The organism is Streptomyces rubrogriseus, assembly GCF_027947575.1.
Lineage (GTDB): Bacteria > Actinomycetota > Actinomycetes > Streptomycetales > Streptomycetaceae > Streptomyces > Streptomyces rubrogriseus.
This window is the reverse complement of record NZ_CP116256.1, coordinates 3166781-3179817: the sequence shown is the minus strand read 5'-3', so window position 1 is coordinate 3179817 and position 13037 is coordinate 3166781. Positions and strand designations below refer to the sequence as shown.

Sequence of the window (13037 nt, the reverse complement as noted above, 5' to 3'; positions counted from 1 at the left end):
GAACGACCGCAGCACGAACGATCCCGGCACGAACGATCCCGGCACGAACCACCGCGACGACCGCGACGACCGCATGGCGACTCCGTGGGGCGAGCGCGTGCTCTCCCGCTTCCCCGAGGACCCGCGCGACCGGCTCCGCGCCTGGGACGCCTCGGACGAGTACCTGCTGGGGCACCTCGCGGAGCGGGAGGTCTCCCTGTCCGGCACGGTCGTGGTCGTCGGCGACCGGTGGGGAGCGCTGGTGACGGCGCTGGCGGCGCACCGCCCGGTGCAGATCACCGACTCCCACCTCGCGCGGGAGGCGACGCGGGCCAACCTGGAGCGGAGCGGTGTCGAGCCGGGCTCGGTGCGCCTGCTCACCACGCAGGATCCGCCGCCGGACCGCGTCGACGTGCTGCTGGTGCGGGTGCCGAAGAGCCTCGCCCTGCTGGAGGACCAGCTGCTGCGGCTGGCGCCCGCGCTGCACGAGGGCACGGTCGTGGTCGGCACCGGGATGGTGAAGGAGATCCACACCTCCACGCTCCGGCTGTTCGAGCGGATCGTCGGCCCGACCCGGACGTCCCTGGCCGTGAAAAAGGCCCGGCTGATCTTCGCGGAGCCCGATCCCGCGCTGAAGCGGCCGGCCAACCCCTGGCCGCTCGGCTACCGGCTGCCCGACGACGTCGGGCAGCTCTCCGGCCGCCCGGTCGTCAACCACGCCGGCGTCTTCTGCGCCGACCGGCTCGACGTCGGCACCCGCTTCTTCCTCCGGCACCTGCCGGGTCCCGGGCGCTTCCGGCGGGTGGTGGACCTGGGCTGCGGCAACGGTGTGGTCGGTACGGCGGTGGCGCTGGCCGATCCGGACGCGGAACTGCTGTTCACCGACGAGTCGTTCCAGGCCGTGGCCTCGGCCCGGGCGACGTACCGGGCGAACGAGGTCGCGGGCCAGGCGGAGTTCCGGGTCGGCGACGGGCTGGCCGGGGTGCCGGACGGCAGTGTCGACCTGGTGCTGAACAACCCGCCGTTCCACTCCCACCAGGCGACGACCGACGCCACGGCGTGGCGGATGTTCACCGGGGCGCGGCGGGTGCTGCGCCCCGGCGGCGAACTGTGGGTGGTCGGCAACCGGCACCTGGGCTACCACGTCAGGCTGCGGCGCCTGTTCGGCAACAGCGAGCTGGTGGCGGGCGACCGGAAGTTCGTGGTGCTGAAGACGGTCAAGGAGTAGCCGACGGCGGAGCGCTCGGCCGCGGCGCGGCCGACGAGGTCGCCGGTGGTGGCGAGGGGTGCGGTCGGTTCCGTCCCGGGCGACTGGGAGCGGGCGTCAGGGGGCGAGGATCACCGAGCGGGTCAGGTGACGCGGGCGGTCCGGGTCGAGGCCGCGCGCGGCGGCGACGGCGACGGCGAGCCGCTGGGCACGCACCAGTTCGGCCAGCGGATCCAGCTCGCCGGGCACCCACAGCGCGCCGGTCCCGCGGACCTGCTCGGCCAGCCCGTCGGGTGCCTCGCCGAACATCCAGGTCGCCGTGCCCGCGGTGCTGATGCTGATGGGGCCGTGCCGGTACTCCGTCGCCGGGTAGGCCTCGGTCCAGGACAGGGAGGCCTCGCGCATCTTCAGGCCGGCCTCGTTGGCCAGTCCGACGGTCCAGCCGCGGCCGAGGAAGGTGAACTGGGTGCGCTCGACGAGCCCTTCGGGCAGCTCGGCGGCGAGCGCGGCGCGGGCGTCGGCGACGACGGCCTCGGTGTGCAGGCCCAGGTGGGCGCGGAGCAGGGTGAGCGCGGTGGTCGCGAACCGCGTCTGCACGACGGACCGTTCGTCGGCGAAGTCGAGGACGACGACGTCGTCGGCGGCGGTCATGACGGGCGTCTCGGGATCGGCGGTGAGCGCGACGGTGCGGGTGCGCCCCTTCAGCTCCGTGAGCAGCTCCAGCACCTCGGTGGTGGTGCCCGAGCGGGTGAGGGCCACGACCCTGTCGTACGTCCGCCCGCGCGGGAACTCGGAGGCGGCGAACGCGTCCGTCTCACCCTGCCCCGCGTCCTCGCGCAGCGCCGCCGCCGACTGCGCCATGAAGTACGAGGTGCCGCAGCCGACGAGCGCCACCCGCTCCCCCGCCGCCGGCAGTGCCGCCGCGTGGCGCGCCGCCTCGGCCGCGGCGCGTGTCCAGCACGCGGGCTGGCTGTTGAGCTCGTCCTCGACATACGTCATGCCGCACACTCCCCGAATACGGATTGACTGTTTCTGCAAGATATAGCGACCTTTCGATCACTATCAAGCAATCTGGGGTAAGAGTGCGTGCGCTAGGGTCGGCGGAGATCGAGGAACGGAGGCGCGGATGTCGCGCGACGCCCGCTGGAAGGCGCTGCTGGAACTGCTCGTCGAGCGCGGCCGGCTGGACGTCGAGGAGGCGGCGACCGAGCTGGAGGTCTCGGCCGCGACGATCCGCCGCGACTTCGACCGGCTCGCCGAGCAGCAGATGCTGGTGCGCACGCGCGGTGGCGCGGTGGTGCACGGGGTGTCGTACGAACTGCCGCTGCGTTACAAGACCGCCCGCCGCGCCTCGGAGAAGCAGCGCGTCGCGCAGGCGGTCGCCGCTCTGGTGGCGCCCGGCGAGGCGGTGGGACTGACCGGGGGCACGACGACCACGGAGGTGGCGCGCGCCCTGGCCGTGCGCGCCGACCTGGCCTCCGGCACCCCCGCGCTGACCGTGGTGACCAACGCGCTCAACATCGCCAACGAACTGGCCGTTCGCCCGCAGTTCAAGATCGTGGTGACCGGCGGGGTGGCCCGGGCGCAGTCGTACGAGCTGATCGGCCCGCTCGCGGACGGCGTGCTGGGCCAGGTGACCCTCGACGTGGCGGTCCTGGGCGTCGTCGCCTTCGACGTCGAACACGGTGCCGCGGCCCACGACGAGGCCGAGGCCGCGATCAACCGACTGCTGTGCGAGCGCGCCGAGCGGGTCGTCGTGGCCGCCGACTCCAGCAAACTGGGCCGGCGGGCGTTCGCCCGGATCTGCGCGACCGAGTCGGTGGACACCCTGGTGACGGACGGCGCGGCCGACCCGGAGCTGGTAAGACGGTTCGAGGAGGCGGGGGTCCGCGTCGTCACGGCCTAGGGGCCCCGGAGGTGCACCCGGCCCCGGTGGTGGCGGCTTCCCCGGCGGCGGCGGTGGCGGTGCCGGTCAGTGCCCGTGTCCGTCGGTGTGTTCCGGCGTGGCGCTCGGGTCGGCCCCCGGCGTCGCGCCGGGCGCAGCGCCCGTCGCCGAGCCGGCCCGCACGGTGAACGCCGCGGTACGGACCTCGCCCTGGTGCCGGAAGTCCAGGAAGAGGCGGTAGGTGCCGTCGCTGGGCGCGGTGGCGGTGAAGGAGATCTCCGGGCCCGGCCTGGTGGTGCCGTCGCCGGGTTCGCCGTTCGGGTGGACGTGGAGGTACGCGAGGTCACCGGAGCGCAGGGCGACGAGGTGGCCGTAGGCGCCCAGGTAGGGCTGGAGGTCGCCCACGGGTTCGCCGTCGCGGGACACCTTCAGCTTCAGCTCGCTCACCTTGCCGGTGCGCAGGGAACCGTCGAGCTCGACCTCGTAACCGTCGGTCCGGGCGGTGCCGTTCGGGGCCGGGAGCCGTGCGGGCTGATATCGGCCGGAGGCGGCCAGGTCGGCGCCGAGGGTGAGGTTCTCGGCGTCCTCGCCGGCCGGGGTGAAGTCGGCGAAGACGCGGTAGCCGCCCGCGGCGGGCAGGTCGACGGGGGTGCTCCAGGTGCCGTCGGCGGCCCGGGTGGGGTGCAGGTGGCGGTAGGTGACCAGGTCGCGTGAGGCCAGGACGAGGTGGAGTTCCTTGTCGTGCTCGCGCCGGTACGCGGTCACGGCCGCGCCGCTCGCGTCCCGCACCGTGAAGCGCAGCTCGGTGCGCCGGCCGGCGGTGACGCGCGAAGTGGCGAGGTCGAGGGTGTAGCCGCCCTCGGAGATCTGCAGGCCGCCGGGCGGGGTGCTCTCGTGGCCCCCGTGGCCGCCGCTCTCCGCCGGCCGCGGCGTCGGTTCACGCGGCCCGTCCGGTTCGCCGTGCCCGTCATGGGGCGCGGGCGCGGCGCCGTCCGCGACGATCGGGTCCATCCCGGTGCCGACGCCGTAGGCGGTGCCGAAGGTGGCGGCCAGCGCGGCGGCGAACGCGGTGATCCTCAGTCCGGTGTGCATGACGGTCGTCTCCTCGGATCCAGGGGCTCCGGCTCACTCGGAGGCCCTCTTCATGCACTTCACCATACCCCCGGGGGGTAGCGAGTCAAGCGGTGGAGACACTTGCGTCGGGTACCCCCTAGGGGTATACATGGACTGACCGGGCGGATACCCCCGCCCCGTATTCGCGACCGCACCTGTGGAGGAAGCAATGCCCTCGAACGTCACCGCCCTCGTCACCACTTCCTACGCCGTCGCCGGCATGAGCTGCGGTCACTGCAGCGCGACCCTCACCCGGGTGATCGGTGAGCTGGACGGCGTCCTCGGCGTCGACGTCCGGCTCGACACCGGCCGGGTCACCGTCACCGCCGAGGCCGAGCCGGACGACGCCGCGATCGCCGAGGTGGTCGACGAGGCCGGGTACGAGCTGACCGGCCGCGTCTGACCGCCCCGCACTCCCCCGCCGCACCGCCGGGACCCGCGACGCCGGGTCCCGGCCGACGACCCGCATCAGGAGCAGCCATGACCACCAGTACGACCAGCGCACCAGCCGAGGTGGAACTCGCCATCGGCGGCATGACCTGTGCCTCGTGCGCCGCCCGGATCGAGAAGAAGCTGAACCGGATGGAGGGGGTCACCGCGACCGTCAACTACGCGACGGAGAAGGCGAAGGTCAGCTATGCCGGTGACGTGTCCGTCCCGGAGCTGATCGCCACCGTCGAGGCGACCGGGTACACGGCCCGCGAGCCCGAACCGGTGCGTACCGACGCCGGGTCCGGGCCGGGGGGCGCCGAGGCCGTCGACGAGCTGCGGCCGCTGCGGGAGCGGCTGGTGACGTCGGTGGTGCTGGCGGTCCCGGTGATCGCGATGGCGATGGTGCCCGCGCTGCAGTTCGAGTACTGGCAGTGGCTGTCGCTGACGCTGGCGGCGCCCGTGGTGACGTACGCGGCCTGGCCCTTCCACAAGGCGGCGTTCACCAACGCCCGGCACGGCGCGGCCACCATGGACACCCTGATCTCGGTCGGCACCTCGGCGGCGTTCCTGTGGTCGTTGTGGGCTCTGTTCCTCGGCACCGCGGGCACGCCCGGCATGACCCACCCCTTCGAGCTGACCATCGCCCGCGGCGACGGCTCCGGGAACATCTACCTGGAGGCCGCGGCGGGCGTGACCGCCTTCATCCTCGCCGGGCGCTACTTCGAGGCGCGGTCCAAGCGCAAGGCCGGTGCCGCGCTGAAGGCGCTGCTGGAGCTGGGTGCCAAGGACGTCACGGTCGTGCGGGGCGGCCGTGAGGAGCAGATCCCGGTGGGGGACCTGAGGGTCGGGGACCGGTTCCTGGTCCGCCCCGGCGAGAAGATCGCGACCGACGGCACGGTCGTCGAGGGCAGCTCCGCGGTCGACGCGTCGATGCTCACCGGCGAGTCGGTGCCGGTCGAGGTCGCCGCGGGCGACGGGGTCACCGGGGCGACCGTCAACGCGGGCGGCCGGCTGGTGGTCGAGGCGACGCGGGTCGGCGCGGACACCCAGCTGGCGCGGATGGCCAGGCTGGTGGAGGACGCGCAGGACGGCAAGGCCGCGGCCCAGCGGCTCGCCGACCGCATCTCCGGTGTCTTCGTCCCCGTCGTGATCGCCCTCGCGCTGGCCACCCTCGGCTTCTGGCTCGGCAACGGCTCCGGACCGGCCGCCGCGTTCACCGCCGCCGTCGCCGTCCTGATCATCGCCTGCCCCTGCGCGCTGGGCCTCGCCACCCCGACCGCGCTGATGGTCGGCACCGGGCGCGGCGCCCAGCTCGGCATCCTCATCAAGGGCCCCGAGGTCCTGGAGTCCACCCGCAAGGTCGACACCATCGTCCTGGACAAGACCGGGACCGTCACCACCGGCCGCATGGCCCTGCTCGCCGTGCACACCGCCGACGGCACCGACGAGGCGGACGTGCTGCGGCTGGCCGGAGCACTGGAGCACGCCTCGGAGCACCCGATCGCGCAGGCGGTGGCCGCGGGCGCCACCGAACGGGTCGGCACCCTGCCCGCCCCCGAGGACTTCGCCAACGTGCCCGGTCTCGGCGTGCAGGGCGTCGTCGAGGGCCACGCGGTCCTGGTCGGCCGCGAGAAGCTGCTCGCCGAGTGGGCCATGGAACTGCCCGCCGGGCTCGGACGCGCGAAGACCCGGGCGGAGGCCGCCGGCCGCACCGCGATCGCCGTCGCCTGGGACGGCGAGGCCCGGGCCGTCCTGGAGGTCGCCGACGCGGTCAAGGACACCAGCGGCGAGGCCGTCACCCGGCTGCGGGCGCTGGGCCTGACACCGGTCCTCCTCACCGGCGACAACCGGGCCGTCGCCGAGGCGGTGGCCGCCGAGGTCGGCATCGCCCCCGAGCACGTGATCGCCGAGGTCATGCCCGAGGACAAGGTCGCCGTCGTCAAGCGCCTCCAGGGCGAGGGTCGTTCGGTGGCGATGGTCGGCGACGGGGTCAACGACGCCGCCGCGCTCGCCCAGGCCGACCTGGGCCTCGCCATGGGGACCGGCACCGACGCCGCCATCGAGGCGGGCGACCTCACCCTCGTCCGCGGCGACCTGCGCGCCGCCGCCGACGCCATCCGGCTGGCCCGCAGGACACTCGGCACCATCAAGTCCAACCTGTTCTGGGCCTTCGCCTACAACGTCGCCGCCCTGCCGCTCGCCGCCGCCGGGCTCCTCAACCCGATGATCGCCGGAGCGGCCATGGCCTTCTCCTCCGTCTTCGTCGTCGGCAACAGCCTGCGCCTGCGCGGTTTCAAGGCCGCGGACTGACCCACCGCCGCCGCACCGGGCCGTCGGCCGACTCCACGGGGCCGGCGACGGCCCGACGGTGCGTGGACCCGGTGGTGCCGAGCCGCACCGCACCGCCCGGGCCGGAACCACCGCCCCGCCCGCCGTCCCCCGGACCGGAGCCGCCTTTCCTGCCCGCCGTCCCCCGGACGGGCCCCGCCCACGCGCCGCCGGGTCCGGGGACGACCAGGATGGCGGGGTCGCGTCTCCCCGCGGAGCAGGAGCCCATGACCGAACCGACCGACGCCGACGGCGGCACCCGTGACCCGCTCGGGCCGCCTCCCGGCCCGGGGTCCGCGGGCAGGCGGGTCCTCACCGCCGTACTCCGGGATCTGCGGGCCGTGGACGGCGCGCTGTACGCGGCGGTGGCCGCCACGTCCACACCCACGCTCGACCGGGCGCTGCGGCGCCTGTCCCACGCCGCGGACCATTCGAAGGTCTCGCTGGGGATCGCCGCCGCGCTCGCGCTGAGCGGTGCGCGGGCGCGGCGGGCGGCCCTCGTCGGCGTCGGGGCGATCGCCGTGGCGTCGGCCTCGGCGAACCTGCTGGGCAAGCGTCTGGTGCACCGGGCGCGCCCGGACCGGGAGGCGGCGCGGGTGACGGTGGACCGGTACGTGCCCATGCCCGCGTCGGCGTCGTTCCCCTCGGGACACACGGCCGCGGCGGTCGCCTTCGCCACGGCCGTCGGTGTCGTCCTGCCCGAGGCGGCCGTACCGCTGGGCGCGCTGGCGAGCGCGGTCGGCTACTCCCGGGTCCACACCGGCGTGCACTATCCCGGTGACGTCGCCGCGGGCGCCGTCCTGGGCATCGCCAGTGCGGCGGCCGCGCTGGCGGCTGCTCCTGCCCGGGTTCGTCAGCCCAACACCTTCACGGCCTGGTAGTACGTCCACGCGGTGCTGTTGCAGGCGGTCTTGGTGGCGCCGCCATAGCGGGCGCAGACCCGCTTGAGGTCCTCGTAGAAGGCGCTGTCCAGGCGGGACTTGTTGGCGTTGAAGGTGCCCGCGTCCTTGTAGTTGCGGTAGCCGAAGTCGTGCCGCGCGCAGGAGGTGCTGAACGGGAAGCCGAACGGGTTGTCCGGCGAGGAGGAGCAGTAGTCGGTGGTCCAGTCGAATCCGTAGGCGGACCAGGCGGCCTTGTCGGCCCGTGCGGCGGTCCAGGTGTTGTAGCTGGACGCGCTGGTCTGCGTCCAGCTCGCGAGGACCTGTGCCTTGTCGGCGGGAGCGGCGTCGGCGGCCGCGGCGGTGGCGACGACGGTGGTCACGGCCAGGGCCGCGGCGGTGAGTCCGGTGGCGAGTCTGCGGTGCATCCCAACACCTCCATGAGGCTGCGGCCCGCCTCTCGGGCCGCAGGTTCATGCCGAGATCATGCGCACCTGGACCCCCTGTTCACACCTCTTTCGCCCCAACGCGCCGTGAACACCTCGGTTTTGAGCTACGCGCGTCCTTCAGGGGCCCAGTCGGGATGGCCGCCGTGCATGGCCGCGTAGAAAGGGTCGCCGGGCCCGATCTCCCCCGCGTGCACCGGCCGCCCCGTGAACGCCGCCTTGTACAGGGCCGCGGCGAACTCCAGCGTGGCGCGCGCCTCCTGGCCGCTGCCGGGCGGGCGGGCCCCGGCGTCCCAGGCGTCCAGTACGGCGCCGAGCTGCGCCGTGTGGGAGCTGGGCACGTCGGCGTCCGGGGTGCGCCAGGCGGCGGCGCGTGCGGGCGCGACGTGCCGGGCCGGGGTGTAGGTCCAGTCGTCGTTGCGATGCCCGTACAGGTGCGTCAACTCGACCGTCGCGTCAGTGCAGTCGACGCGTATCCGGCTCACCTCGTCCGGGGAGAGCACGCTGTTGACGACGGTGGCGAGGGTGCCGCTCCCGAAGCGCACCAGGGCGGTGGAGACGTCCTCGCTCTCGGTGTCGTGCACCAGGCGCGAGGCCATGGCCCGTATCTCCGCCCAGGGGCCGAGCAGATGCAGCAGCAGGTCGTACTGGTGGATGCCGTGGCCCATGGTCGGGCCGCCGCCCTCGGTGGACCAGCGGCCGCGCCAGGGCACCGCGTAGTAGGCGGCGTCGCGGTGCCAGGTCGTCTGGCAGTGGGCGAACAGCGGGGCGCCCAGCTCGCCGCTCGCGATCAGTTCGCGGGCGTGCGCGGCGCCGGAGCCGTACCGGTGCTGGAAGATCACGGACGCGTACGCCCCGGAGGCCTCCTCGGCCGCCGCGATGTCGTCGTACTCGGCGAGGGAGAGGCACAGCGGCTTCTCGCACAGCACCCAGGCGCCGGCCTTCAGCGCGGCCACCGTCTGCTCCCGGTGCAGCGACGGCGGCGTGCCGACCAGCACGAGGTCGGGGCGTACGGCGTCCAGCATGGCGCCCGTCGACGTGTACCCGGCGACGTCGCCGGGCGCCTGCGCGCGGAAGGCGTCGAGCCGCTCGGGGTCCACGTCGACGGCGGCGACCAGTTCGGTGCGGTCCGCGTGGGCGGCGAGGGCGGGCAGGTGGCTGCCGGTGACGATGGCACCGGTGCCGACCACCGCGACGCGGCGCCGGGCGGGGCGTGCGGACATGCGGTCCTCCTCGGACGGCGGCGCGGTCGCACCCGCCCGTCGGTTAGAAAGCGCTTTCAGGCTGGGCCGACCCTAAGCGGGGACGGATGGCCCGGACAACCCCCACCGTTTGCGGGCCGGGCGTACGGCTGGTCGACTGGCGCGGGGGGGACCGGGACCGGCGGTATCGCGCCGGCCCGCTCTTCAGTCCTCTCCGGAAGGAGTCCAGGCGTGAGTTCCCCGAAGCCGAAACCCCCGTCGTCCGCGGAGCACCGGTCGGACGGCAGCCAGCCCTGGCTGCACCAGAAGGGCCGGACCATTCAGGAGTTCGGCACCGTCAAGCAGTTCCCCGTGGCCCTGACCATGGACACCCGGCTCTACTCCTGCCAGCGGCTCAACAAGGTCCTGGCGGACACCCGGATCCTGCACGATCTGTACAAGAAGTACCACTGGCTGATGCGCGGGGCGACGTTCTACCAACTGCACCTGCTGCTGGACAAGCACGCGGGTGAGCAGCTGGAGCTGATCGACACCGTCGCCGAACGAGTCCAGACTCTCGGCGGCGTCGCGGTCGGCGACCCCCGGCACGTCGCCGAGATCACCACCGTGCCGCGCCCGCCGGACGGGGTGGAGGAGGTGCCGTCGATGCTCTCGCGGCTGCTGGAGGCGCACGAGTTGATCCTGACCGAGTGTCACGACGCGGCGGCCCGCACCCAGGAGTACGGGGACGACGGCACCAACGACCTGCTGGTCTCCGAGGTCCTGCGGACCAACGAACTCCAGGCGTGGTTCGTGGCGGAACACCTCGTGGACACGCCGCTGGTCCACGCCTGACCTCGCCGGACATGGCACACACGTCGCAGGACACCGACGACGGCGGGCCGGCGCGCGGGCGGTGGTCCGCGTTCCGGCAGTCGCCGTTCTGGCCGGCCACCGTGCTGGTGCTGATCCTCGCCGCCGCGGCGGGCTTCTTCGCGGGCTCGTACACCTACTCGATGGCCAACCCGACGCCGCGCCTGATCCCCACGGCGGTGGTCGGCTCCTACGAGAAGGCGGGCGGCCGGGCCTTCCTGCGCGGCCTGGAACAGGCGCTGGACACCTCGGTGCGGGTGCATCCCTACGAGACCCGCGCCGCGGCCCGCGAGGCGATCGAGCAGCAGGAGGTCTTCGCGGTCTTCGAGCTGCGCGACGACGGGCGGGACGCCGCCCTCGACGTGTCCGGCGCGTCCGGCGCCTCGGTCGCCGAGCTGCTCGCGCAGACGGCACCGGCCGTGGGGAAGAAGCTCGGCGTCCAGGTCGCCGTCCGGGACGTCAACCCCCTCCAGCGGGGCGACCCGCGCGGGCTGGCCATCTTCTACATCTCCCTGGCCGCCGTGATCATCGGCTTCGTCGGGGCGATCCAGCTCAGCGTGCACGCGCGGGCGCTCACCCCGTGGGAGCGCATCCTGTTCACGGTGGCCTACGCGCTGCTCGGCGGGTTCGTCATCGCGGCCACGGTGGACTGGCTGCTGGGCGCGGTGGACCTGCCGTTCGCCGAGTCGTGGCTGATCCTGGCGCTCACCATGTTCGTGTCCGGCATGGTCTTCACGATGTTCAACACCATGTTCGGCCGGTGGGCGATGCTGCCGACCTGGGGCCTGATGGTGATCATCGGCAACCCCTCCTCGGGCGGCGCGGTGTCCTGGCCGCTGCTGCCGTCGCCCTTGGGGGTGATCGGCCGGTGGCTGCCGCCCGGGGCCTCGGTCAACGCGCAGCACACCGCGGTGTACTTCCAGGGCCACCAGCACGCGTTCCCGTTCCTGGTGCTGGGCGGGTGGGCGCTGCTGTCCTGCACGGTCTTCTGGGTCTGGCGGCACCGGCATCCCGGCGGGCGGGAGAAGGAGCCGCCGGAGGCCGAACCGGAGGCCGCCGTGTCCTGACGGTCCGCCGGTCTCAGGGGGAGGTCAGGGCACGGCAGGCCATCTGGAGGGCGAGCCGGTTGCTGGGGTCGTCCAGCGGGACGCCGAGCCGTTCGCGGACCTGACGCAGCCGGGCGGCGACGGTGTTGCGGTGCAGGCCGAGGGCGCGGGCGGTGGCGGCGGCGGAGCCGCCGTGCTCGAGGAAGACCCGCAAGGTGGTGAGCAGGTGGGCGTGTTCGGGGCCGCCCAGCGGGGCGAGCGCGGTCTCGGCGAAGGCGCGGGTGATGTCGGACTGCTGCCAGGCGGCCAGCAGTCTGCCCACGCCGAGTTCGTCGGTGTGTTCCACGGACGGCCGGACGTCCCTGGCGGCCGCGAGCCGGGCCGCGTTGCGGGCCTCGGTCAGGGTGTCGGCCAGGCCGCCGGGGCCCTGGCGGGGCCTGCCGATGCCGGCCACCAGCCGCCAGCCGGTGGGAAGTTCGGCGAGCGCCCGGCGTACCCGGCGCAGCAGCTGACGGGGTTCGTCGTCGGCGGGCCGGGGACCGCTGCTGGACCACAGCGCCCAGTCGCCGTCGCCCTCCGCCACCGCCTGGGCGGTGACGCCGTGTCGGGACAGGGCGGCGAGCAGCGGTGCGGGGACGGTGTCGGGGCGGTCCGCCGCGGGCGGTTTCTCGGCGCGTACGGCCAGGCCCACGTGCCAGTCCTCCAGCCGCCAGCCCAGCGCGACCGCCTGCTCGACGACCTCCCGGCTGACGGTGCCCCGGCCGGTGACGACCTCCGCCAGCAGGTGGCGGCGGACGGCGCTGTCGTGGTCGGCCCGGGTGCGGGCTCCGGCGAGCCAGGACCGCACGAAGGGTTCGAGCAGGGCGAGGCCCAGCGCGACGGTGTCGGCGCGGTCCTCGTCGGCCCGTTCGAAGGGCCACACCAGCCAGGCGGTGACCGGCGCCGTACCGCCCGGCAGGTGCCCGGCGAACGGGACGGCGTGCACGGGGTGGGCCAGCAGACCGGGGGTGCGCTGGGGCACGGCCAGCTCCGGGCGCAGGGCGTCCGGCACCACCGGATCGCCGACGATGGCTCCGCCGTCGGGGGTGACGAGGCTGACGTCGGCGGCCAGCACGGTACGGGCCACGGCGATCAGCTCCGGCCCCTCCGTGCGGGTGGCGAGCCGGCGGAGCAGGTTCTCGACGGTGCGGGCCCGCGTCACCTCGGGGGCACGGACCCGCAGGGTGAGGTCGAGGGCGAGGCGGAACGGGTCGTCGGTGGCGGCCCACAGCACGGGGATCCGCAGCCGGTCTGCCAGTCGTACGGCGGACAGCGGGGGTCTGGCCGCACCGTCGGCGGTGACGCACAGCGCCGCGGCTCCGGCCTCCTGGGCGCGGCGGACGAGGGCGTCGAGCCGGTAGGCGGGGGTGGCGTCGGCCAGGGCGCAGAGCACCAGGTGGCCGTCGACCGGGTCGAGGGCGCCGCGGTGGACGGTGACATCACGCACGGCCCGCCCCAGCCCGGCGTGTCCGGCCAGCGTGCGGGCTCCCGCGAGCAGGGGGTCGGCCAACAGGTCGGCGACGCTCGCTACGGCGCTCACGACGGCCCCCACGCCGAGACGGCACCGCGTCCCGGGCGGCCCGCGACCGGAACGGTGGGCGACCCCGAGCCCAGACCGAAAACGGTGACA

12 protein-coding genes are annotated in these 13037 nt (G+C 74.3%); 7 read left to right on the top strand and 5 right to left on the bottom strand.

What is annotated here, in order from left to right; all coding sequences use genetic code 11:
• The first annotated feature begins 73 nt into the window (after positions 1–73).
• Positions 74–1207, top strand: a complete 1134-nt coding sequence (locus tag Sru02f_RS14575) for a methyltransferase (protein ID WP_167469465.1) — start codon at positions 74–76, stop codon at positions 1205–1207.
• 96 nt (positions 1208–1303) lie between these two features.
• Here the strand turns inward: Sru02f_RS14575 and Sru02f_RS14570 are convergent, their stop codons facing one another.
• Positions 1304–2185 carry an SIS domain-containing protein gene (locus Sru02f_RS14570; protein WP_109030448.1) on the bottom strand — a complete coding sequence of 294 codons (882 nt, stop codon included), beginning with the start codon at positions 2183–2185 and terminating at the stop codon, positions 1304–1306.
• 127 nt (positions 2186–2312) lie between these two features.
• Here Sru02f_RS14570 and Sru02f_RS14565 point away from each other — a divergent pair, with 127 nt between their 5' ends.
• Positions 2313–3092: a DeoR/GlpR family DNA-binding transcription regulator gene (locus tag Sru02f_RS14565; protein ID WP_109030447.1), complete on the top strand. Its 780-nt coding sequence runs from the start codon at positions 2313–2315 to the stop codon at positions 3090–3092.
• A gap of 66 nt (positions 3093–3158) precedes the next feature.
• Here Sru02f_RS14565 and Sru02f_RS14560 read toward each other — a convergent pair whose 3' ends face one another.
• Complete coding sequence (locus Sru02f_RS14560; RefSeq protein ID WP_109030446.1) at positions 3159–4163, bottom strand: hypothetical protein; 1005 nt, start codon at positions 4161–4163, stop codon at positions 3159–3161.
• A gap of 190 nt (positions 4164–4353) precedes the next feature.
• On the opposite strand from Sru02f_RS14560, the gene Sru02f_RS14555 reads away from it, so the two are divergent.
• The 3 genes from Sru02f_RS14555 (at position 4354) to Sru02f_RS14545 (ending at position 7825) form a co-directional block, all read left to right on the top strand.
• Positions 4354–4587, top strand: coding sequence for a heavy-metal-associated domain-containing protein (locus Sru02f_RS14555; RefSeq protein ID WP_109030445.1), 234 nt, complete (start codon positions 4354–4356; stop codon positions 4585–4587).
• Positions 4588–4664: 77 nt separating this feature from the next.
• Positions 4665–6926, top strand: a complete 2262-nt coding sequence (locus Sru02f_RS14550) for a heavy metal translocating P-type ATPase (RefSeq protein WP_109030444.1) — start codon at positions 4665–4667, stop codon at positions 6924–6926.
• A 245-nt stretch (positions 6927–7171) separates the two neighbouring features.
• A complete protein-coding gene (locus tag Sru02f_RS14545; RefSeq protein WP_373103458.1) occupies positions 7172–7825 on the top strand; it encodes a phosphatase PAP2 family protein in 654 nt (217 codons plus the stop codon).
• Here Sru02f_RS14545 and Sru02f_RS14540 read toward each other — a convergent pair.
• Both Sru02f_RS14540 and Sru02f_RS14535 read right to left on the bottom strand, forming a co-directional pair.
• Positions 7798–8250: a phospholipase gene (locus tag Sru02f_RS14540; RefSeq protein ID WP_109030442.1), complete on the bottom strand. Its 453-nt coding sequence runs from the start codon at positions 8248–8250 to the stop codon at positions 7798–7800. The genes Sru02f_RS14545 and Sru02f_RS14540 overlap by 28 nt on opposite strands.
• A 125-nt stretch (positions 8251–8375) precedes the next feature.
• On the bottom strand, positions 8376–9491 hold the full coding sequence (locus Sru02f_RS14535; protein ID WP_109030441.1) for a Gfo/Idh/MocA family protein: 1116 nt from the start codon (positions 9489–9491) through the stop codon (positions 8376–8378).
• A gap of 210 nt (positions 9492–9701) precedes the next feature.
• Here Sru02f_RS14535 and Sru02f_RS14530 point away from each other — a divergent pair, with 210 nt between their 5' ends.
• Both Sru02f_RS14530 and Sru02f_RS14525 read left to right on the top strand, forming a co-directional pair.
• Positions 9702–10304, top strand: a complete 603-nt coding sequence (locus Sru02f_RS14530; protein WP_003977779.1) for a Dps family protein — start codon at positions 9702–9704, stop codon at positions 10302–10304.
• Positions 10305–10315: 11 nt separating this feature from the next.
• Positions 10316–11389, top strand: coding sequence for an ABC-2 transporter permease (locus tag Sru02f_RS14525; protein ID WP_109030440.1), 1074 nt, complete (start codon positions 10316–10318; stop codon positions 11387–11389).
• A 13-nt stretch (positions 11390–11402) separates the two neighbouring features.
• Here the strand turns inward: Sru02f_RS14525 and Sru02f_RS14520 are convergent, their stop codons facing one another.
• Positions 11403–12947, bottom strand: coding sequence for a helix-turn-helix domain-containing protein (locus tag Sru02f_RS14520; RefSeq protein WP_167469368.1), 1545 nt, complete (start codon positions 12945–12947; stop codon positions 11403–11405).
• Positions 12948–13037: the final 90 nt, after the last annotated feature.

Excerpts from the sequence above, each read along its gene's own strand:
- Sru02f_RS14575 (WP_167469465.1), top strand. The coding sequence starts at position 74 with ATGGCGACTCCGTGGGGCGAGCGCGTGCTCTCCCGCTTCCCCGAGGAC.
- Sru02f_RS14570 (WP_109030448.1), bottom strand. The coding sequence starts at position 2,185 with ATGACGTATGTCGAGGACGAGCTCAACAGCCAGCCCGCGTGCTGGACA.
- Sru02f_RS14565 (WP_109030447.1), top strand. The coding sequence starts at position 2,313 with ATGTCGCGCGACGCCCGCTGGAAGGCGCTGCTGGAACTGCTCGTCGAG.
- Sru02f_RS14560 (WP_109030446.1), bottom strand. The coding sequence starts at position 4,163 with ATGCACACCGGACTGAGGATCACCGCGTTCGCCGCCGCGCTGGCCGCC.
- Sru02f_RS14555 (WP_109030445.1), top strand. The coding sequence starts at position 4,354 with ATGCCCTCGAACGTCACCGCCCTCGTCACCACTTCCTACGCCGTCGCC.
- Sru02f_RS14550 (WP_109030444.1), top strand. The coding sequence starts at position 4,665 with ATGACCACCAGTACGACCAGCGCACCAGCCGAGGTGGAACTCGCCATC.
- Sru02f_RS14545 (WP_373103458.1), top strand. The coding sequence starts at position 7,172 with ATGACCGAACCGACCGACGCCGACGGCGGCACCCGTGACCCGCTCGGG.
- Sru02f_RS14540 (WP_109030442.1), bottom strand. The coding sequence starts at position 8,250 with ATGCACCGCAGACTCGCCACCGGACTCACCGCCGCGGCCCTGGCCGTG.
- Sru02f_RS14535 (WP_109030441.1), bottom strand. The coding sequence starts at position 9,491 with ATGTCCGCACGCCCCGCCCGGCGCCGCGTCGCGGTGGTCGGCACCGGT.
- Sru02f_RS14525 (WP_109030440.1), top strand. The coding sequence starts at position 10,316 with ATGGCACACACGTCGCAGGACACCGACGACGGCGGGCCGGCGCGCGGG.